The organism is Vibrio rhizosphaerae (genome assembly GCF_024347095.1).
Taxonomy (GTDB): Bacteria; Pseudomonadota; Gammaproteobacteria; order Enterobacterales; family Vibrionaceae; genus Vibrio; species Vibrio rhizosphaerae.
The window spans coordinates 413,639-433,222 of sequence record NZ_AP024903.1; the positions used below are offsets into that span (position 1 = coordinate 413,639).

The 19,584-nt window shown below is 47.6% G+C and carries 21 protein-coding genes and 1 riboswitch; of the genes, 6 read left to right on the forward strand and 15 right to left on the reverse strand.

The window, feature by feature from the left end; genetic code table 11:
• Window positions 1–131: 131 nt before the first annotated feature.
• The gene (gene ppa / locus OCV37_RS01875) at window positions 132–662 is read right to left on the reverse strand and encodes an inorganic diphosphatase (protein WP_038179066.1); all 531 of its coding nucleotides are present in this window, start codon (window positions 660–662) and stop codon (window positions 132–134) included.
• Between the two features lie 135 nt (window positions 663–797).
• Window positions 798–1,811 (reverse strand): class 1 fructose-bisphosphatase, encoded by a 1,014-nt coding sequence (gene fbp, locus OCV37_RS01880; RefSeq protein ID WP_038179065.1) that lies wholly within the window; start codon window positions 1,809–1,811, stop codon window positions 798–800.
• Between the two features lie 304 nt (window positions 1,812–2,115).
• Here fbp and mpl point away from each other — a divergent pair, with 304 nt between their 5' ends.
• The 5 genes from mpl to thiQ all read left to right on the forward strand — a co-directional run bounded on the left by mpl (window position 2,116) and on the right by thiQ (window position 7,646).
• Complete coding sequence (gene mpl, locus OCV37_RS01885) at window positions 2,116–3,474, forward strand: UDP-N-acetylmuramate:L-alanyl-gamma-D-glutamyl-meso-diaminopimelate ligase (RefSeq protein WP_038179063.1); 1,359 nt, start codon at window positions 2,116–2,118, stop codon at window positions 3,472–3,474.
• Window positions 3,471–4,094 (forward strand): flavin prenyltransferase UbiX, encoded by a 624-nt coding sequence (locus OCV37_RS01890; protein ID WP_038179061.1) that lies wholly within the window; start codon window positions 3,471–3,473, stop codon window positions 4,092–4,094. Before mpl ends, OCV37_RS01890 begins: the two co-directional genes overlap by 4 nt.
• Before the next feature lie 40 nt (window positions 4,095–4,134).
• A riboswitch (TPP riboswitch) is annotated at window positions 4,135–4,270 on the forward strand.
• A gap of 79 nt (window positions 4,271–4,349) precedes the next feature.
• Window positions 4,350–5,339 (forward strand): thiamine ABC transporter substrate binding subunit, encoded by a 990-nt coding sequence (gene thiB, locus OCV37_RS01895; protein ID WP_038179209.1) that lies wholly within the window; start codon window positions 4,350–4,352, stop codon window positions 5,337–5,339.
• 14 nt (window positions 5,340–5,353) lie between these two features.
• Complete coding sequence (gene thiP / locus OCV37_RS01900; RefSeq protein WP_038179208.1) at window positions 5,354–6,952, forward strand: thiamine/thiamine pyrophosphate ABC transporter permease ThiP; 1,599 nt, start codon at window positions 5,354–5,356, stop codon at window positions 6,950–6,952.
• Complete coding sequence (gene thiQ / locus OCV37_RS01905) at window positions 6,939–7,646, forward strand: thiamine ABC transporter ATP-binding protein (RefSeq protein WP_038179059.1); 708 nt, start codon at window positions 6,939–6,941, stop codon at window positions 7,644–7,646. Before thiP ends, thiQ begins: the two co-directional genes overlap by 14 nt.
• A gap of 73 nt (window positions 7,647–7,719) precedes the next feature.
• Here thiQ and yjgA read toward each other — a convergent pair whose 3' ends face one another.
• Window positions 7,720–8,247 carry a ribosome biogenesis factor YjgA gene (yjgA, locus tag OCV37_RS01910; protein WP_038179056.1) on the reverse strand — a complete coding sequence of 176 codons (528 nt, stop codon included), beginning with the start codon at window positions 8,245–8,247 and terminating at the stop codon, window positions 7,720–7,722.
• A gap of 109 nt (window positions 8,248–8,356) precedes the next feature.
• Here yjgA and pmbA point away from each other — a divergent pair, with 109 nt between their 5' ends.
• Window positions 8,357–9,703 carry a metalloprotease PmbA gene (gene pmbA / locus OCV37_RS01915; RefSeq protein ID WP_038179054.1) on the forward strand — a complete coding sequence of 449 codons (1,347 nt, stop codon included), beginning with the start codon at window positions 8,357–8,359 and terminating at the stop codon, window positions 9,701–9,703.
• 200 nt (window positions 9,704–9,903) lie between these two features.
• On the opposite strand, the gene mgtE is transcribed toward pmbA, so the two are convergent.
• The 12 genes from mgtE to OCV37_RS01975 all read right to left on the reverse strand — a co-directional run bounded on the left by mgtE (window position 9,904) and on the right by OCV37_RS01975 (window position 19,174).
• Entirely contained in the window at window positions 9,904–11,262 is a 1,359-nt protein-coding gene (gene mgtE / locus OCV37_RS01920) for a magnesium transporter (protein ID WP_038179052.1), read from the reverse strand.
• A gap of 112 nt (window positions 11,263–11,374) precedes the next feature.
• On the reverse strand, window positions 11,375–11,653 hold the full coding sequence (locus OCV37_RS01925) for an HPr family phosphocarrier protein (RefSeq protein WP_038179050.1): 279 nt from the start codon (window positions 11,651–11,653) through the stop codon (window positions 11,375–11,377).
• Window positions 11,654–11,690: 37 nt separating this feature from the next.
• Window positions 11,691–12,557, reverse strand: coding sequence for an RNase adapter RapZ (rapZ, locus tag OCV37_RS01930; RefSeq protein ID WP_038179048.1), 867 nt, complete (start codon window positions 12,555–12,557; stop codon window positions 11,691–11,693).
• Between the two features lie 18 nt (window positions 12,558–12,575).
• Window positions 12,576–13,025 (reverse strand): PTS IIA-like nitrogen regulatory protein PtsN, encoded by a 450-nt coding sequence (ptsN, locus tag OCV37_RS01935; protein WP_038179046.1) that lies wholly within the window; start codon window positions 13,023–13,025, stop codon window positions 12,576–12,578.
• Between the two features lie 2 nt (window positions 13,026–13,027).
• Complete coding sequence (hpf, locus tag OCV37_RS01940) at window positions 13,028–13,318, reverse strand: ribosome hibernation promoting factor (protein ID WP_038179044.1); 291 nt, start codon at window positions 13,316–13,318, stop codon at window positions 13,028–13,030.
• Window positions 13,319–13,342: 24 nt separating this feature from the next.
• The gene (locus OCV37_RS01945; protein WP_038179043.1) at window positions 13,343–14,815 is read right to left on the reverse strand and encodes an RNA polymerase factor sigma-54; all 1,473 of its coding nucleotides are present in this window, start codon (window positions 14,813–14,815) and stop codon (window positions 13,343–13,345) included.
• Between the two features lie 73 nt (window positions 14,816–14,888).
• Complete coding sequence (gene lptB, locus OCV37_RS01950) at window positions 14,889–15,614, reverse strand: LPS export ABC transporter ATP-binding protein (RefSeq protein ID WP_038179041.1); 726 nt, start codon at window positions 15,612–15,614, stop codon at window positions 14,889–14,891.
• A gap of 3 nt (window positions 15,615–15,617) precedes the next feature.
• Window positions 15,618–16,115 (reverse strand): lipopolysaccharide transport periplasmic protein LptA, encoded by a 498-nt coding sequence (gene lptA / locus OCV37_RS01955; RefSeq protein WP_038179040.1) that lies wholly within the window; start codon window positions 16,113–16,115, stop codon window positions 15,618–15,620.
• Window positions 16,096–16,659 (reverse strand): LPS export ABC transporter periplasmic protein LptC, encoded by a 564-nt coding sequence (gene lptC / locus OCV37_RS01960; protein ID WP_038179039.1) that lies wholly within the window; start codon window positions 16,657–16,659, stop codon window positions 16,096–16,098. The genes lptA and lptC overlap by 20 nt, the downstream gene beginning before the upstream one ends.
• Complete coding sequence (kdsC, locus tag OCV37_RS01965) at window positions 16,656–17,213, reverse strand: 3-deoxy-manno-octulosonate-8-phosphatase KdsC (protein WP_038179038.1); 558 nt, start codon at window positions 17,211–17,213, stop codon at window positions 16,656–16,658. Before kdsC ends, lptC begins: the two co-directional genes overlap by 4 nt.
• Window positions 17,213–18,187: an arabinose-5-phosphate isomerase KdsD gene (gene kdsD, locus OCV37_RS01970; RefSeq protein ID WP_038179037.1), complete on the reverse strand. Its 975-nt coding sequence runs from the start codon at window positions 18,185–18,187 to the stop codon at window positions 17,213–17,215. Before kdsD ends, kdsC begins: the two co-directional genes overlap by 1 nt.
• 21 nt (window positions 18,188–18,208) lie before the next feature.
• A complete protein-coding gene (locus tag OCV37_RS01975) occupies window positions 18,209–19,174 on the reverse strand; it encodes a calcium/sodium antiporter (protein ID WP_038179036.1) in 966 nt (321 codons plus the stop codon).
• Window positions 19,175–19,584 lie beyond the last annotated feature (410 nt).

Below are 19,584 nucleotides of genomic sequence, written 5' to 3' on the forward strand. Positions count from 1 at the left end.
TGTGTAATCTCGTGTAATGAGCTTGTGGCTTGAATAAGTTGGTGTTGCCATAGAGAGAAGTCTTGGGACGGGATACCACCAAATAAAAAAGGAGAGATCAACATCTCTCCTTTTTTCAGTCAAAAGACCGATTATTTGTTTTGCGCACGCTCATAAGAGGATTGGATCTCTGCGCGAGCGGATGCTGCATCTTCCCAGCCGTCAACTTTCACCCATTTTCCGGACTCAAGCTCTTTGTAGCGTTCGAAGAAATGTTTGATTTGTGCTTTCAGCAACTCAGGCAGATCATTCACATCTTGAATATGATCATATTCTTTGGTCAGTTTTGAGTGAGGTACGGCAACAACTTTTGCATCTTCACCGGATTCATCGGTCATTTTCAGTACACCGACAGGGCGGCAGCGAATGACTGCACCGGGAACCAGTGGGTAAGGTGTCGGAACCAGCACGTCAACCGGGTCACCATCTAAAGAGAGTGTATTGTTTACATAACCGTAGTTACATGGGTAGAACATTGGTGTAGACATAAAGCGGTCTACAAATACAGCACCAGACTCTTTGTCTACTTCATATTTGATAGGATCAGCATTTGCCGGGATTTCAATGACGACATAGATATCATCAGGCAGAGATTTACCTGCTGGTACGTTATTCAAACTCATGAATGTATTCCTTACTGTTTAGCGGACGTTTTGAAGCGCCTATTATTATTCACTTCATCGTTGAACGCAAAAAGTGTTGCTCACTGAAGTGTGCAGAACAAGAAAAAAGCGCCCGGAGGCGCTTGACAAAGAAACCTAATCGTCCTGATGGGTTTTCAGAAATTCCTGAAGTTTGGTGACCATATTCTTTGAACCGACAAAAAACGGTACCCGTTGGTGGAGTTCTTGCGGGTCGAGGTCAAGGATCCGATTCATTCCATCGGTCGCGATACCACCGGCCTGTTCCATCAAAAATGCCATGGGATTACATTCGTAGAGCAGACGAAGTTTACCCTGTGGATGACTGAGGGTACTTGGGTACAGATAGATGCCACCTTTGAGCAAGTTACGGTGAAAATCTGCCACCAGTGAGCCAATATAGCGTGAAGTATAAGGACGATTATCTTCCGGCACATTTTCCTGACAGTATTTGATGTATTTTTTCACTCCGGTCGGGAAACGAATGTAGTTGCCTTCATTAATCGAATAGATTCGGCCATCTTCCGGGATCATCATATTCTCGTGCGAGAGACAGAATGTGCCCAACGACGGATCGTACGTAAAGCCGTTGACGCCATTGCCGGTGGTGTACACCAACATGGTAGAAGAGCCGTAAATCACGTAGCCGGCTGCGACCTGTTTATGACCGGGTTGCAGAAAGTCTTCCGCTGTTGGCGTCGTACCAATCGGAGAGACGCGGTGATAGATCGAGAAAATCGTCCCGACCGACACGTTCACATCAATATTGGTTGACCCGTCCAGCGGATCCATCAACACGACGTACTTGGCATTCTTATTTAATTCTTTATTGAAGATAACGGCTTCGTCTTCTTCTTCACTCGCAACACCGCAGACTTGATCACGCGCTTCAAGTGCGGCTTTAAATTTCTCATTAGCGTAAACGTCGAGTTTTTGCTGATCTTCGCCCTGAATATTTTCTGTACCGACCGCGCCGGTAATATCGACAAGTCCCGCTTTATTGATTTCACGGTTTACGATTTTTGCTGCCAAACGTATCGACGCAAGAAGGGAAGAGAGCTCTCCGCTTGCGTGAGGAAAATCGGTCTGTTTCTCAACAATAAATTCTCCTAAGGTTCTCATCTCTGACATGTTATTTCCTTGAAAAGCAATCATGAATACTTGCCATTCGTCTGAAAGACAGCAAATTGGCATTATGCAAATGGGCGACAGATGCCCTTTAAATAAGATTCTATGATCCAGATCTTATTTAAGGTAATAAAGTAACTGACCTAGATCTCATTTTTCGTACATGATGCCGACAAGCGTGAATCCTGCCAGACTGAGGGTAAAATCTCTGTCTGATTGTCGATTTCCGACTCGCTTTTATGATGTGAATCATGATAATGAAGGGCTGTAAGATGAGCGAAAATCAGAACAGAGGACTGAGGGATTCATGCACATACATATACTCGGAATTTGTGGCACATTTATGGGCGGCGTCGCGACGCTGGCACGCCAGATGGGACATCGGGTTACCGGTTCCGATGCCAATGTTTATCCACCAATGAGCACGTTGCTGGAATCTCAAGGCATTGAAATTATAGAGGGTTTTGATATTGAACAGCTTAATCCTCGTCCGGATTTAGTCGTGATCGGTAATGCTCTGAGTCGGGGGAATCCTTGTGTTGAGTATGTCCTCAATCATCGGCTGCCCTATACGTCCGGACCGCAGTGGCTGAGTGAGTTTTTGCTGCGTGATCGATGGGTTCTGGCCGTTTCCGGTACCCACGGGAAAACCACCACCGCCAGTATGCTGAGTTGGATACTGGAATATTGCGGTTATCAACCCGGTTTTTTGGTCGGTGGGGTGCTCGGTAACTTCGGAATTTCCGCCAGACTGGGTGAAAGTGACTTTTTTGTCGTCGAAGCCGATGAATATGACAGTGCTTTTTTCGACAAGCGATCTAAGTTTGTCCACTACCATCCGAATACCCTGATCCTGAACAATCTTGAGTTCGATCATGCTGATATCTTCGACGATCTTGAAGCGATTAAGAAACAATTTCATCATTTAGTCCGAACGGTTCCCGGTATTGGTCGCATCCTTTCTCCCCAAAATGATCTGGCATTAAATGATGTTTTAGAACGCGGATGCTGGAGTGAACAAGAGTTCTGCGGAGAGAATGCAAACTGGAATGCAACAAAATTGGCAAAAGATGGATCATCATTCCAAATATTATTCAATGGTGAGTCTGTCGGCACGGTTTCATGGGATTTGATCGGCGATCATAATGTACATAACGCAATCATGGCCGTTGCGGCAGCGCGTCATGTCGGTGTTTTGCCGGCCATCGCTTGTGAAGCGCTGGGCGATTTTGTCAATACGAAACGTCGTCTGGAGCTGCGTGGTGAAGTGCATGGTGTGACGGTTTATGATGACTTTGCCCACCATCCGACGGCCATTCAACAGACATTGGCCGGGCTGCGTGCGAAAGTCGGGGCGCAACGGATTCTGGCGGTACTGGAACCTCGCTCGGCAACGATGAAAATGGGTGTGCATAAGCAGGCGCTGGCAGATGCTTTGGCTCAGGCGGATATGGTGTTTATCTATCAGCCGCAAGAATTGACATGGCCTGTTGCTGATGTGGTCGCACAGTGTCACCAGCCGGGATACACGGCTGATGAGATTGATGCTTTAGTACAACAAGTGGTGCAGGTCGCTGACGCTGGAGATTCGATTTTGGTGATGAGTAATGGTGGTTTCGGCGGCATTCATGACAAACTCCTGCAACAGTTGGAGGGGCGCGTATGAGCCGTCTTTCGCATGAAAAATCGATTACCCTTGCTTGGACCGGCGCTTCTGGCGCTCCTTATGGCTTACGCTTACTGCAACACCTGCTGGCTGCGGATTATCAGGTCTATCTGTTAATTTCATCAGCAGCCAGAGTTGTGTTGGCGACCGAGCATGGCCTCAAGCTTTCTGCTGCGCCGGATAAGGCCCATCAGGCTTTGGTTGAGCACCTGCAATGTCGTGGGGAACAGTTGGTTGTCTGTGGCAAAGAAGATTGGTTTTCTCCGGTGGCTTCCGGTTCGTCTGCGCCCAAACAAATGGTCGTTTGCCCGTGTTCTGCCGGGAGTGTTGCTTCGATTGCTTATGGGATGTCGGACAATTTGATTGAGCGGGCAGCCGATGTGGTGATCAAAGAAAAAGGACAACTGCTGCTGGTGGTGCGGGAAACCCCTTTTTCAACGGTTCATTTGGAAAATATGCTCAAGTTGTCTCAGGTCGGTGTGACGATTATGCCGGCCGCACCCGGATTTTATCATCAGCCGGAGTCGATTGATGATTTAGTCGATTTTATGGTTGCGCGGATTCTTGATCATCTGGGGATTGAGCAAACGGTTGTGCCGCGCTGGGGATATCAGCGCTGAATCATCAGTAGCACATTGATTCAATTCACAGTAAAATCATCCGCACTCATCGGGGAGCTTCCATGACAAATAACCGGTTCGGGATGTTGTTATGGTGCTGAGATTGGGCAATTGCCCGGAACCCGCAACGACCTGAACCAGATAATGCTGGCGTAGGAATTGAGTTTGGTCTGCCCTTTTTTGAGGCCTGCCTCAACCCTGTGCCGCTCGTAGCAAGGAGAGCGAGCTGTGACATTGAACTATTCTAAAGCCTCGATTTATGCAGGCATCTTCGCCCTGAGTCTGACCGCTGGCGCGGTGCAGGCCAAATCCCCGACATTAACCGTTTATACCTACGATTCATTTACTTCAGAATGGGGCCCCGGGCCTGCGATTCAGAAAGCATTTGAGGCGCGCTGTGGCTGTGAGCTGAATTATGTCGCCCTCGATGACGGTGTATCCATTCTTAATCGTCTGCGGCTTGAAGGTCATCATAGTCAGGCGGATATCGTTCTGGGGCTGGACGACAGCCTGATGGCAGAAGCCAAACAGACGGGGCTGTTCGCTAAACATCATGTCAATACTGCAGCATTGACGTTACCCAATGGGTGGCATGATGATGTGTTCATTCCTTACGATTATGGTTATTTTGCCTTTGTGTATCGTAAGGATCGACTCCCTCACCCACCTCAGAGTCTTAAAGCTCTGGTCGGACAATCCCCGGACTTGAAAATTATCTATCAGGATCCACGCACCTCGACACCGGGGCAAGGGTTACTGTTATGGATGAAATCCGTCTATGGTGAGCATGCGGCAGAGGCTTGGCAACAATTGGCGAAGAAAACAGTGACGGTCACCAAAGGCTGGTCGGAGGCTTATTCGATGTTTCTGAAAGGTGAGTCGGATATGGTTCTGTCGTACACCACTTCGCCGGCTTATCATCAGGTCGCTGAGCAGGATGACCGATATGCTGCGGCTGAGTTTTCGGAAGGCCATTACATGCAGGTTGAAGTGGCGGCGAAATTGGCGGGCAGTCCACATCAGGCGCTGGCCGATCAGTTCATGCAGTTTATGTTGAGTGAGGATTTTCAGTCGGTGATCCCGACGACGAACTGGATGTATCCGGTCACCTCGGTCACTCTGCCGGACGCTTTCCGTCATCTCTCTGTCCCGAAAAAAACATTGCAGTTTAGTGCGACGCAGGTTGCTGAAAACCGCAAACATTGGATTCGCGAGTGGCAAACCGCGCTCACGCAAGCTCGATAGCCGCTGCCGTGAAATTGCAACGGACGCCCCGCATCGGGCTCTGGGTCGCCACGGGGGTGGTGGCCTTTATTTTGAGTGCTTTTGGCGCATTGTTGGTTCATGCTTCTGGTCTCGAACTGACCGCTGTGCTGAGCGATCCTTATTATCTCCATGTCACGCGGTTTAGTTTTTATCAGGCACTGTTATCCACGCTGTTCAGTGTGATTCCGGCAATTCCGGTTGCCTTAGCTCTGCATCGTCGTGCATTTCCCGGACGTGAGTTACTGATCAAACTCTTCTCTACCACCTTGGTTATTCCTGTATTGGTCGGGGTATTTGGTTTATTGGCGATTTATGGTCGCAGTGGCTTTATTGCCGGGGGAATGCATTCGCTGGGACTGGATTTCAGTGTTTCAATCTATGGCTTGAACGGGATCTTGCTGGCACATGTTTTTTTTAACCTGCCTTATGCCAGCCGCCTGTTTTTACATTCGCTGGAAATGATTCCGAAAGAGCAAAATTTATTAGCCTGTCATCTGGGAATGACACCGTGGCAAGTGTTCCGTTACGTCAACTGGCCGCGGATTCGCCAACAAATTCCTCATGTCGCCGGGTTGGTTTTCATGTTGTGTTTTACCAGCTTTGCGACTGTGATGGCTCTGGGGGGCGGGCCGCAGTCTACGACGATCGAACTGGCAATTTATCAGGCGATTAAGTTTGATTTTGATCTGCGCGCCGGTGCCATGCTGGCTCTGTGGCAAATGGTATTGTGCGGTTTGTTGGCTTTTATGCTGCAAAGTCTGACGAAAACTATCAATGTCAGTAGTCAGGGAGTTTCCCCTCGTCAGCCGTTATTCCGGGATAGCCGTTGGGCACGTTACTGGGATTGTGGATGGATTATTATCTGTGGGGGCTTGGTACTGCCTCCGCTCATGATGGTGATTATTTCCGGCCTCAATTCACACTGGTGGCAAGTGTTGAGTGGTGCCGGTTTTTGGCAAGCATTCGGCAGCTCTTTGTGTGTTGCGCTGGTGGCCGGTTCATTGGCTTTGGTCGCTGGTATCGGGGTCTTACTCACGAGCCGCAGTTGGCGACTGAATCAGCAACGGCGGCGTGCTGATATACTGGAAACCGTCGGTATGATGGTCTTGGTTACGCCGGGTCTGGTGATCAGTACCGGACTGTTTCTCCTGTTACGGACGTTTACCAATGCATTTGATTTTGCCTATTGGGTGGTGGTGGCCGTTAATGCCATGATGGCATTGCCTTACGTCATTAAAACCTTACAGCAACCGTTGTGGATGCTGGCACAGCAGTATCAGTACTTGTGTGCCAGCCTTGGCATGCAGGGATGGCGTCGTCTCTGGCTGGTGGAGTGGCGTGCCGTGAGGAAACCGATCATTCACGCTTGGGTGATCAGCTTTTTAGTGGCAATGGGGGATTTGAGTGCCATCGCGTTATTTGGCAGTCAAGATTTCAGAACGCTGCCACTGTACCTTTATCAGTTACTGGGAAGCTATCAGATGGAATCCGCTGCGGTCGTGGCCGGTTGTTTATTAATCATCAGCCTTGGCTGCTTTTTTGTTGCAGAGCGTCTGTTTCGGCGCGGGGGATATGTCAATGCTGACACTTGATCAGGTGCGTTATGAATATCAGCAAGAATGGTTTGATTTTTCGCTGAGTGTGCCGCAAGGCTGTATCTGGGCCTTGATGGGGCCGAGTGGAGCTGGTAAATCGACGTTGTTAAGTCTGGTTGCCGGATTTATTGCGCCGAAGTCTGGAGATATCCGGGTTGATGAACAATCGGTATTATCTTTGCCGCCATATGAGCGCCCATTTTCGATGTTGTTTCAGGAGCACAACCTGTTCTCTCACTTGTCGGTGCGTGACAACATCGGCTTAGGCTTACATCCCGGACTGAAACTGACACAAAAAGACTGGCATAAAGTTGCCGATGCAGCACATCAGGTGGGTATCGAGAATTTGTTAGACCGACAACCGGAACAGTTGTCTGGTGGACAACGGCAGCGGGTTGCTTTGGCACGTTGCTTTGTCCAGCAACGTTCACACTGGCTGTTGGATGAACCTTTTTCTGCATTAGATCCGATCTTAAGAGCCGATATGCTGGCTTTGGTCAGACGTTTGGCCAGTGAGCGCAATATCTCGGTGTTGATGGTGACGCATCATGTGAATGATGCCAAAAATATGGCCAGTCATTTTGCTTATATCGATGATAATCATGTACAGGTGACCGGAGAAATTGAGGCGCTCACAACACCACACGCCAATGCGTCACTGGATGCGTTTATTCGTGCAGGAAGCGGATGAACGGGCTTTGAATGCGAACAAAAAGGTCATGCCGCAATTAATCCCGGCATGACCTGATATCGGATAACGAATGTTACTCCGGAGCTTCTTCCAGCGCTTTCAGCAGCTGAAAAATTTCTCGGGCGGCTTTAGATGATTTTCCACCTTGCTGTTCTTTTTTCGCTTGGCGCACCAGATGCCGCAGTTGCTGCCGGTCTACTTCAGGGTGTTTTTCCATGACGGCATTGATCGCCGGATCCCCTTCCTCAATCAATTGATCCCGTTGTTGTTCCAGACGGTGGAATGCAGCGGTTGCCTGAGCATGTTTGTTACGATATTTATCCAGCGCTGCCTGAATCGGTTCCACTTCGATATGACGCATCAAACGGCCAATATACTGAAGTTGTCGTCTTCTCGCTTCATTCTTAAACCGTTGTGCATCTTTAATCGCCTCAGCAAGTTCCGGAGGTAACGGAAACTTTTCTAAGGTCGCTGGCTTGAGTTCAACCAGAGCTTCCCCGAGTTGTTGCAGCTCAATCATGTCATTCTTCATTTCGGTTTTACTGACCCAAATGATCTCTTCTTCCTCTTCCCAGGGAGCTTTTTGATTTTTTCGCGCCATAGTCTCTAACTTATCTGCTTATCAATGTCCGTTATTTTAGCAAGAATCGTGGGGAGAACGAGAATTTCTTGTTATGCTATCGAAATAGTTTCAAGAAGAGACATCAGTTATGAATGTAAAACAGCAAGTTGCACAACAGCGAAGTGAGCTTGAAGCTGCGGTCGCGAAAGCTTTAGAGCTTGCATCATCACAAGCCGATGCTGCAGAGGTGGCAATTACCAAGAGTACGGGACTCAGTGTTTCAACCCGTTTTTGTGAAGTTGAGAATGTCGAATTTAATAGTGATGGTGCCTTGGGGATTACAGTTTACCGGGGGCAACGCAAAGGCAGTGCTTCGACATCGGATTTGAGTGAACAGGCAATTCGGCAAACCGTCATGGCCGCATTGGATATTGCCCATTATACCTCCGAGGATCCGTTTGCCGGTCCTGCACCTAAGGCGTTGATGGTACAAGAGATCCCGGATCTGGATCTGTTTCACCCCGATGAGCCGAATCCGGATCAGGCTGCCAGTATTGCGATTGCCGCAGAACGAGCCGCGCTCGACTACAGCCCCAAGATCAAACAGAGTGACGGTGCCAGTTATGACAGCCACTACGGCGTGAAAGTCTATGGTAATAGCCATGGCCTGCTCGCCAGTTATGCATCCAGCCGCCACAGTATCAGTTGTTGTGTGATTGGGCAGGGTGAACAGGATCGTATGGAGCGGGATTATAGCTATACCATTGCGCGCCATAAGGATGATTTGTGGACGCCACAGCAGGTGGGCCAACTGGCTGCCGAACGAACTGTGAGCCGGCTGGATCCGCAAAAGCTGAAAACCGGTCATTATCCGGTGATGTTTGCCCCCGAAGTTGCGACTGGTTTGATCGGTCATTTCGTCATGGCGATTTCCGGCGGTAATTTGTATCGTAAATCATCATTTCTGCTGGATCATTTGGGTGAGCAAATTTTCCCGGACTGGTTTTCTATTGCTGAGCGGCCTCATATTTTACGTGGATTGGCTTCCAGTCCGTTTGATAGCGAAGGTCTGGCAACCCGGGATTTAGACATTGTCACCGGTGGTGTATTAGAGACTTATTTGCTGACCAGCTATGCCGCGAGAAAGCTGAATATGACGCCGACGGGTCATGCCGGCGGGATTCATAACTGGTTTGTCAAATCCTCTGGTGGACGGAACTTTGAGCAGATGCTGAAAGATATGGACACGGGCTTTTTGGTCACGGAAGTGATGGGACAGGGCGTCAATATTGTCACCGGTGATTACTCACGCGGTGCCGCCGGCTTCTGGGTCGAAAATGGTGAGATTCAGTATCCGGTCTCCGAAATTACCATCGCCGCGGGCCTGAAAGAGATGTTTAGCAACATTGTTGCTGTTGGTAATGATGTTGATGTACGTTCTCAGATTCAGACCGGTTCTATTTTGATTGAATCAATGAAGGTCGCCGGGGAATAATTATTCTGCTGCTATCAAATCGATTGAAACGGGCTTCATTGCCCGTTTTTTAATGCGATAACTATGAGTGATCTTGGGGAAGAAAATATCTCGAAATATCAGCGAAACGACGGGATATGATCACAGGGGACCAGGCGGTTGGCGTGCGTCATCTCAAATCAGAATGAAGTGGCGACCAGACCACTTCATGCCATAAACGCTCATGCGATAAAAATGCTCGCCAGACCGAGAAAGGCAAACAGACCAATCACGTCAGTCACGGTAGTGAGCGCCATTCCACCAGCGAGTGCGGGGTCAATTTTCATCTTTTTCAGTAAGATAGGAATGGTGACCCCGGCGATTCCGGCGACCGTCAGATTGGTTAACATGGCTGCTGAAATGATGCCGCCGAGTAACCAGTTGCCTTTCCACAGCACGACAATACCACCAATCAGCAGTGCCCATAGACAGCCGTTGAGCAGACCGACAGCCGCTTCTTTAAGCAGGAGTTCTCGTTTGTTACTGTCACCGATGTGTCCCAAAGCCAGACCACGAATTACCAGTGCGATAGTTTGGTTACCGGCTACGCCCCCCATGGAGGGGACGATGGTCATCAGTACAGCGATTGACGCCATCTGTTCGAGGGTTGCCTCAAACATATTGGATACCGAAGCCGCTGCCAGTGCAGCAAGCACATTGGCACCCAACCAGATACTCCGCTTCCGGGCCGATTTCATCACCGGTGCAAACGTATCTTCTTCATCGTCCATCCCGGCTAAACTCATCATCGAGTGTTCAGCATCTTCACGGATGACATCAACCACATCATCAATGGTAATCCGTCCTAACAGATATTGTTCCGCGTTGACAACCGGTGCCGAGACCCAGTTACGACGTTCAAACAAACTGGCAACGTCAGAATCTTTGGCATCAACCTGAATCGCTTCATCCGCATCTTCCATAATATCGCAGATACGGACGTCCGGTTGACTGGTTAATAAACTGGCGAGAGAGAGGTGACCGATGAGTTTACTCTCTTCATCAATGACATAAAGAGCATCGGTTGCCTGAGGTAACTCACCTTTCATTCGTAAATAACGCAGGACTACATCCACATCGACATCACCGCGGATCGTGACGAAGTCGGTGTTCATCAAACCACCGGCAGTATCCTCCGGATAGGAGAGTGCCATTTCGACCCGAAGACGGTCGACATTATCCATCTGGGACAGAATTTCCCGGGAGAGATCATCAGGCAGACTTCGCAACACGTAAGCAAGGTCATCGGTATCCATGCCCTCAGTTGCTTCTGCCAGCCGTTCCGGTGCCATTTTGGACACCAGTGCGTCTTTGACGTCTTCGCTGAGTTCATCGAGGATTTCACCGTAGTCTTCCGGATCGGTCAGTTGCCAGAGGACATTACGACTTTTACGAGGTGAGGCTTCCAGAAGGTGAGCGATATCTTCTGGTTCCATGTCCTGAAGTTGGCGACGGACATGGACAAAACGACCATTTTCTAAGGCTTCTGTGACTTCCCGGAGGGTCAGGTGAGCCTGATCAAACTCAATATGCTCTGCCATAACTTCCCCCTGTGTCGTATTTATTATGTGAGTGACATAGTAACTGAATTCTATGCCTGATTTAATAAGAAGTTATTGCAGGATTAAATTTATTTTGCGTGAAAAGAATTGGTTAGTCTTCTTCTTCGAATTTATCTTCAATTAAATAGCAAACCGCGTCTAAGGCCGGTTCCGCTTCACTGCCTTCTGCGGAGATGGTGACATATTGCCCCTGCGCGGATTCCAGCATCAGCAGCCCCATAACGCCATCGGCTGTGGCTTCTTTCCCTTCCTGACTCCGAATGGTCAGGATGGCATCGAATGATTGGGCCAACTCTACTAGTTTAACGGCCGCTCTGGCATGAAGTCCTAGCTTATTTTGAATTAAAACCGTTTTACTGAGTTGTGGCATCGCATGATCCTCTGTTGGCTTGTCCCAAGCGCTGGTTTCAGGGGGTATTTTTCTCTAGTGAAGTATGGCGAATTTGTACCTGATGTCCAAGTTGGGAGAAGTATTCGCCGATTTGTTGGGTCAGATAAACCGAGCGATGTTTTCCGCCGGTACAGCCAATGGCAATGGTCAGATAACTGCGATTATTTTTCTCCAGCGACGGGAGCCAATAATCAATAAATGACTGAATATGCTGACGCATATCAATCACCTCGGTCTGTTGTTCCAGAAAAGATTTCACCGGTGCATCGAGTCCGGTAAATGCACGTAATTCAGGTTGCCAGTGCGGGTTGGGCAGAAAACGAACGTCAAAAACAAAATCGGCGTCACTGGGTAAGCCATATTTGAAGCCGAACGATTCAAAGACAATAATTAAATGTTTGCGCTCTCTTCCTTCGACCCGCATACGAATCGTTTCACTCAGCTCGTGAATCGATTTGTTGGTACTGTCGAGCAGCATATCGGCTTGTTTTTTCAGTGGTGCAAGGATCTGCTTTTCCTGAGCAATGGCTTGTGCCAGCGTCAGCGTATTGTTGTGTAACGAAAGGGGATGAATTCGGCGCGTTTCACTATAGCGTTTGAGCAGGGCATCCTCGGTCGCATCAAGGAAGAGCACATTCACCGTGTATGAAACAGCCTCTTTCAGCGACCGGAAGGTTTCGCTGAGCAAGGATGGATCATGCGGTAAGTTGCGGATATCAATACTCACCGCTACATTCTGTTTGCTGCCCTGAACCGATTGAAGAAAGGCTTCTAACAAATCGATAGGGAGGTTATCGACACAATAGTATCCAAGATCTTCCAGCACCCTTAAAGCAACACTTTTGCCGGCACCGGATTGACCACTAACAACAATTAAGCGCATCGTGACATACTCAGTAAATCAAGACTGGTTCGTCATAATATCATAAAGTTCTTGATCGTTTTCAGCTTTACGAAGTTGCTTTAACACTTGTTTGTCATTCAGTCGTTCAGCCATTTGAGCGAGAGTTTTTAAATGGGCTTGGCATTGCTCTTCAGGGACAAACAGGGCAAACAGGATATCGACAGGCCGATTATCGATAGCATCAAAATCGATAGGCTCTTCACATTGAATGAGAACTGCAACTGCATTTTCACTGAATGTCATTCTTGCATGTGGGATGGCGATGCCGTTACCGATACCGGTACTGCCAACTTTTTCTCGGGAGAGCATATTTTCAAACAGTTCAGTTGCATTTTGCCCCGTATAACTGGCCGCAATTTCACTGATGATTTCTAACGCGCGTTTTTTGCTCGAACATTGGACTGCACTTTTCGTGCAGTCCAGAGACAGAACTTCATTGAGTTGCATGATTAATGACTACTTAATTTTTCTTTATGCTTATTCAGCTGACGGACTAACTTGTCAACCAGACTATCGATTGCGGCATACATGTTTTCATCTTCAGCGGTTGCATGAATTTCCCCCTGATTAACATGAAGCGTTGCTTCAGCGACTTGTTGAAGTTTTTTTTCAACCCGTAAAATGACCTGTATGCTGTTGATATGGTCAAAAAAACGCTCAAGTTTATCAAATTTTGAGTGAACATAGTCTTGCATTGAATCGGTCAGATCAATGTGGTGGCCATTAATATTGATTTGCATAGACTTTCCTTCTCTGTTGGGCCTTTATAGCAGGCGTTTACGCTGACTCGATGGGGATATACCCAAAGACTCTCGGTACTTTGCAATGGTACGTCTAGCGACCTGAATCCCCTGATCAGCTAGTAGTGTTGCAATTTTACTGTCACTGAGTGGTTTCGCTGGATTTTCTGCGGCAACCAGTTTTTTGATCAGTGCACGAATTGCGGTTGATGAACATTCTCCACCATTGTCTGTGCTTACGTGGCTAGAGAAAAAGTACTTCAGCTCGAATATGCCCCGAGGGGTATGCATAAACTTTTGGGTTGTGACCCGCGAGATGGTTGATTCATGCATGTCAACGGCAAGGGCGACATCATTCAGAACCATCGGTTTCATTGCTTCTTCCCCATACTCGAAGAAATCGTGCTGATGTTCAACTATACACTTGGCAACTTTGAGCAACGTCTCGTTTCGACTTTCTAAACTTTTAATTAACCATTTTGCTTCTTGTAAATTTGTTCGGATATAATTACTGTCTGCGCCATTTCCCCGTCCCAGTTCTGCGTATTGCTGATTGATTTTTAATCTTGGCATACTGTCCGGATTGATAGCGACGACCCACTTGCCCCGATCTTTGAAGACCGACACATCCGGAATGACATATTCGGCATGCTCCGCATTAATATCATTCCCGGGGCGTGGGTTGAGTTCTTGAATGAGTTGCAAAGCGGCGCGTAATTCGTCTTCTTTGAGCTTTGCTTCTTTTTGGATCAACTTATAATCCCGGTTGCCTAATTGATCGATATGGTCAGTCAGCAGGCGTTTGGCTTCGTCAAGCCACGGGGTATCACTTGGATATGTTGCCAGTTGCAATAACAGACAATCCTGTAGATTCAATGATGCGACGCCCAGAGGATCAAATTGCTGAATACGTTTTCTGACCGCCTCGACTTCATCCAGCTCGATATCGTCATCTTCTTCACTTCTGACACTTTCCAGAATATCTTCAAGAGAGAGCGTCAGATAGCCGTAGTCATCTATCGCATCGATGAGCGCCAGTGCAATCGCTCGATCCGTATCACTGAAGGGCGTTAAATCTAATTGCCACAGTAGGTAATCTTGTAGCGTTTGGGTCGTTTCCCCCTGATAGACGGGGGTATCTTCATCGAGTGAAATTCCGGTACTGCCTGTATTGGCACTGTAGACATCATCCCAAGTCGTATCGATTTCAAGTTCATTGCTGATTTCTGATTTTTCAATCATTTCCGAACTATCTTGTGGTTCAGGTTCTGCATCAGCGATATCAGCCGTAGTTTCTTTTGATATTTCGGTTTTGTCTTCTTGGGAATGAACGTCATCTTGCGCATCTTCAACATCAAGTAGCGGATTGGAATCGAGCGCTTCTTGGATCTCCTGTTGGAGATCCAAAGTCGAAAGTTGCAGCAATCGAATCGCTTGCTGCAACTGAGGTGTCATGGCTAATTGTTGGCCTAACTTGAGTTGTAGTGACGGTTTCATTCAGTTTCGATTGCCTTATTCTGTGTTGCCGTATTCTGGTGTCTGTCTGATTTAAATCCCGTGCTTACTTTAATCATAGACGGAATTGTTCACCGAGATAAACCTGTTTGACCTGCTCGTTATTGAGAACTTCTTGCGGTGTTCCTTCCGCGATAAGCTTACCTTGGCTTACGATATAGGCTTTTTCACAAACATCCAAGGTTTCCCTGACATTATGGTCAGTAATCAAAACACCAAGCCCCCGATCCCGGAGGTGTTCAATAATTTTCTTGATATCAATCACTGAAATGGGGTCAACCCCGGCAAATGGTTCATCCAGCAAAATGAATTCTGGGTTGGCAGCCAGTGCCCGGGCAATTTCGACACGGCGCCGTTCACCACCGGAGAGTGCCATCCCGGCACTATTGCGAATGTGCCCGATGTGGAATTCTTCCAGTAAGTCTTCCAGTCTATCCTGACGTTCTTCCCGCGACATCTGTTCCCGGGTTTGCAGTACGGCCATGATATTGTCTTCCACCGAGAGTTTACGGAAGATCGATGCCTCTTGAGGCAGATAGCCGATGCCCATGCGAGAGCGCTGGTGCATGGGCAGAACACTGATGTCTTTGTCATCAATCTGGATCGAGCCTTCATCCCGGGCGACCAGGCCGACAATCATGTAAAACGACGTTGTCTTACCCGCACCATTGGGACCCAGTAGGCCGACAATTTGCCCGGACTCTACCTGTAGACTGACATCAGAGACGACTTTTCTCTTTTTATAGCTTTTGGCTAAATGCTCTGCTTTTAGTATGGCCATGATTTATTCTTTATTCGTTGCCTGTGGTTGCAGCACGGTTGAAACACGCTCGTTTGAATTTCCGTCTGCAATGAGTTTTTGTGCAGAAATTTTGTAACGGATTTTGGTACTACGGATCACGCTATCATCTTGCGATAGCATTGCTTTCTCGGTCATGGTCAATTGATCCGCAGCCATTTGATAATTGAGTTTCTTGGCTTCGCCGTAAAGGGTTTTCCCTTCATCAGTTAACTGAGAAAACGTGGCCAGATCACCGAAACCTTGGATCTCCTCAATTTGTCCGTCTTGAGGATTCCGAGTCACGATTAGTTTGTCAGCATGAATATTGATGCTGCCTTGTTTGAGGGTGACATTCCCTACAAACGTCACCTGATTACTTTTTAAATCAAGTTGCTGACTGTCCGAATCGATATAAACCGGTTGTTCGGTATCTGTTGCTAATGCCAAAGCGCCGCTTGAAATAAACAGGCAAGCGAACAAACTAAGGTGCGAGATTTTCATATCTACCCTGTACATGGTTATAAAGTAAGGCGCTATGATCGGCAAAATTTCCTTTCATCGCCTGACCTTGTGTTTCAAATTGTGGACCTTTCAGTAAGACAGGTGTGTCTGTCCAAAAATCACGGTTATCCAATTGCATGCTGAGTTTTGCTGTTTCGAGTGAATCGAAACTGGAATTCTCAAGTAAGTTTTTACCAATGACGTTGTCGTAAAGTGTTAATACCTTATTCTTGGTCAGAATGCCCCGTTGAGCGGTCACTTTCCATTCCATAACCCGACCATCTCGGTAGACCTGTAAAATTGGATGCTCGAATACGGTATTGCCACTTTTTGCGTAGTAATCCAAGTGCGTTGATGTGATGGTATAGCTTCTCACACCATCCGTACCGTATGATGTATTGGATAAATGTTCGCCGCTAAACATCGGCAGCTCCGTATTCGGAGCAACTTGTTCATTCGCTTTTCTTTCATTATCGAGCAGGTAGTAAATTGACCAGCAGATAATGAAAAATAAGAGTATATAGGTCGTACGAGCCAGACTCATATACTCAAACCTTTGTGCATTTCCAACTCACCCCGAGACTGTAAGATTAAATCACAGACTTCCCGTACGGCACCATGACCACCCGGAATTGTCGTGACGTAGTTGGCTCTTTTGGCCAGTAATGGATGACCGTCGGCAACACAAACTCTTAAGGCAACCTGCGCCATCACCGGCCAATCGATCAAGTCATCACCGATATAGGCGGTATGTTCCGGTAAAATCTGTGTTTTTTGACAAATATCAGCATATGCGGTCACTTTATCATCTTGACCTTGATAAATCAGTGAAATTCCCAGCGCTTTCATGCGGTTTTCCACTATTTTTGAGTGTCTGCCGGTCACAACCGCAACTTCAATCCCCGCGCTCATCAATGACTTTATGCCGTACCCATCTCGGGTATGGAAGGTTTTGAGCTCTTCTCCTTGATTGCCCAAATAAATGCGACCATCGGAAAACACACCATCCACATCACAGATGAGTAATTGAATTTGGCTTGCCATGCTCCAAATCGATGACGTCACAGGACCATAAAGTGTTTCAACCATCTCTGTCACTACATCACTCCTGCTTTCAGAAGGTCGTGCATATTCAGGGCTCCGACCAAGTGACCGTTTTCAACCAGCATCAAACCGTTGATGCGTTTTTCCTGCATTAAATTCAGTCCTTCAACAGCAAGGATGTGGGGCGACGCTGTGGTTGGTTTTTTCGTCATCACATCACAAATTTTTGCAGTGTGAATATCGACACGTTTGTCGAGAATTCGTCTGAGATCGCCATCGGTAAAAATACCGAGTAATTTTTGCTGTTGATCGACCACGGCCGTCATGCCTAGCCCTTTTTGACTAATCTCCATTAACGCATCGCGAATTAAGGCATCGGGGCTGACGACAGGCAACTGCTCGTCAGTATGCATGATATCACTCAGTTTGAGTAACAACTTACGGCCTAAGGCACCTCCCGGGTGGGAGAGGGCAAAGTCTTCCTGAGTAAACCCTCGTGCCTGCAATAACGTAATGGCAAGGGCATCCCCCATCACCAGTGTTGCGGTGGCACTGGAAGTCGGAGCAAGCCCTAACGGACAGGCTTCTTCCGGCACGGAGACTTGTAAATGAAGATCAGCCAGTCTGGCCATATTCGATTGCGGATTGCCGGTCATACTGATAATCCGGATTGAGCGACGCTTTAAGACCGGATAAAGCGGCAGGATTTCTGATGATTCACCTGAATAGGAGATTGCAATCACGATGTCACCTTCTGAGATCATCCCGAGATCCCCATGAGCGGCTTCTCCCGGGTGCACAAAGAATGACGGCGTCCCGGTACTGGCAAACGTTGCTGCCATTTTTTTACCGATATGACCGGATTTACCCATCCCCATGACAATCACTTTGCCCATGGTATTATTGAGGATCATGTCGCAGGCTTGACAGAAATGTGCATCAATATACTGTTCTATTTGCTGTAAACATCTGATTTCTGTATCTAAAACCTGTTTTGCTGACTGGGTGTAATCCACGTGTTGTGACATCTTCAACTCCGTTTTATCTTCCTAAGCGCTCATGTTCATAAACAAATAAGTCTGATAGACAATAAATATAGCGAATAGAATCAACCCTTCGATTCTGTTGATGCTGCGCGATTTTCCTAACGCCATCACGACTAAGAGCAGAGAAAGCCCCAACATGACCCAGAAATCCCGTCCCATTGCGTGTTCGCTGATGACTGAGGGATTAAGGATTCCGGGGATGCCCATGACCGCGAGAATGTTGAATACATTCGAGCCGATAATATTACCCACGGCCATATCGTCTTCACCTTTGAGGACGCCAGCCAGTGAGGCTGCGAGCTCTGGCAGACTCGTCCCAATCGCAATGATTGTCAGACCGATGATGAGATCACTCATGCCAAAGTATTTTGCAATGATAACGGCATTATTGACCAGAAGTTCAGCGGATAGTGGCAGCAGGATCAGACCGACAACGACCCAGATTATCGCTATTTTACTATTCACGCCTTCCGGTACTTCTGACTCTTGTTCAGCCAGAAGCCGATCTTTTTGACGATTGTCACTACGGCTGATTTTGAGCATGGCCAGAATGAATATGGCAAATACGACAAATAGCAAGACGCCTTCGTAGAAACCAAGATTTCCATCCCAAAGAATCGCACCGGATAATAGTGTGACTCCTATCATGAATGGAAGTTCTCTGCGTAACAGTTCTGAATTAATCGATAATGGTTTGATGATTGCCGTGATCCCCAGAATCAAGGCAATATTGGCAATATTAGAACCCAGAATATTACCAACGGCGGTATCGGTTTTATTGGCGAGCGCTGCCGTTGCTGAGACCATCATTTCGGGCGCTGATGAGCCCATTGCAATGATCGTCATCCCAATCACCAGTGGTGAAATCCCAACATTGCGTGCCAGCGCTGCAGAGCCAAAAACCAACCGATCTGCACTCCATACCAGTAATATGAGTCCGACAATCAATAAAGCAACAGCTGTAAGCATGTGTTATTCCTAGTGGGTAAAGATAAAAATATTTAACCGTCGATTTTGACGTTTTGGCTTGCAAAAGAAAAGTGAAACCGCTTCATTTATTCATCAAAAGTATGCAGACACAGGTTTATTTATCTTTCTAAGCGAATTCAAAATGTTGCTCAGCAACCGCTGTCATTGACCTGACAGTCTCTTCTCTGTCCATCTTTGTCAGACACCTGTAAGCACTCTGACAAAGGAGGAGCATCTTACCATCAAAATCGAAAATAGGGATGCCAAACTGGTTCGGACAGTCTGTTTTTTCGGCACAGTGAATGGGGCGGGGAGGAGGCGACAAAAGTAAGGCAATGATTCTTGCGCCAGTGATGGTATGATAGAGCCCGTTTGGCGTGATTCTCAGGGCTGATGTTTTGCTGAGCGTC

Coding starts and splice junctions, on each gene's coding strand:
- kdsD (WP_038179037.1), bottom strand. CDS start 18,187: ATGTCACAACACGTGGATTACACCCAGTCAGCAAAACAGGTTTTAGAT.
- hpf (WP_038179044.1), bottom strand. CDS start 13,318: ATGCAAATCAATATTAATGGCCACCACATTGATCTGACCGATTCAATG.
- OCV37_RS01925 (WP_038179050.1), bottom strand. CDS start 11,653: ATGCCACAACTCAGTAAAACGGTTTTAATTCAAAATAAGCTAGGACTT.
- thiQ (WP_038179059.1), top strand. CDS start 6,939: ATGCTGACACTTGATCAGGTGCGTTATGAATATCAGCAAGAATGGTTT.
- lptB (WP_038179041.1), bottom strand. CDS start 15,614: ATGGCCATACTAAAAGCAGAGCATTTAGCCAAAAGCTATAAAAAGAGA.
- OCV37_RS01975 (WP_038179036.1), bottom strand. CDS start 19,174: ATGCTTACAGCTGTTGCTTTATTGATTGTCGGACTCATATTACTGGTA.
- lptC (WP_038179039.1), bottom strand. CDS start 16,659: ATGAGTCTGGCTCGTACGACCTATATACTCTTATTTTTCATTATCTGC.
- lptA (WP_038179040.1), bottom strand. CDS start 16,115: ATGAAAATCTCGCACCTTAGTTTGTTCGCTTGCCTGTTTATTTCAAGC.
- OCV37_RS01890 (WP_038179061.1), top strand. CDS start 3,471: ATGAGCCGTCTTTCGCATGAAAAATCGATTACCCTTGCTTGGACCGGC.
- OCV37_RS01945 (WP_038179043.1), bottom strand. CDS start 14,815: ATGAAACCGTCACTACAACTCAAGTTAGGCCAACAATTAGCCATGACA.
- mpl (WP_038179063.1), top strand. CDS start 2,116: ATGCACATACATATACTCGGAATTTGTGGCACATTTATGGGCGGCGTC.
- pmbA (WP_038179054.1), top strand. CDS start 8,357: ATGAATGTAAAACAGCAAGTTGCACAACAGCGAAGTGAGCTTGAAGCT.
- mgtE (WP_038179052.1), bottom strand. CDS start 11,262: ATGGCAGAGCATATTGAGTTTGATCAGGCTCACCTGACCCTCCGGGAA.
- ptsN (WP_038179046.1), bottom strand. CDS start 13,025: ATGCAACTCAATGAAGTTCTGTCTCTGGACTGCACGAAAAGTGCAGTC.
- rapZ (WP_038179048.1), bottom strand. CDS start 12,557: ATGCGCTTAATTGTTGTTAGTGGTCAATCCGGTGCCGGCAAAAGTGTT.
- ppa (WP_038179066.1), bottom strand. CDS start 662: ATGAGTTTGAATAACGTACCAGCAGGTAAATCTCTGCCTGATGATATC.
- yjgA (WP_038179056.1), bottom strand. CDS start 8,247: ATGGCGCGAAAAAATCAAAAAGCTCCCTGGGAAGAGGAAGAAGAGATC.
- fbp (WP_038179065.1), bottom strand. CDS start 1,811: ATGTCAGAGATGAGAACCTTAGGAGAATTTATTGTTGAGAAACAGACC.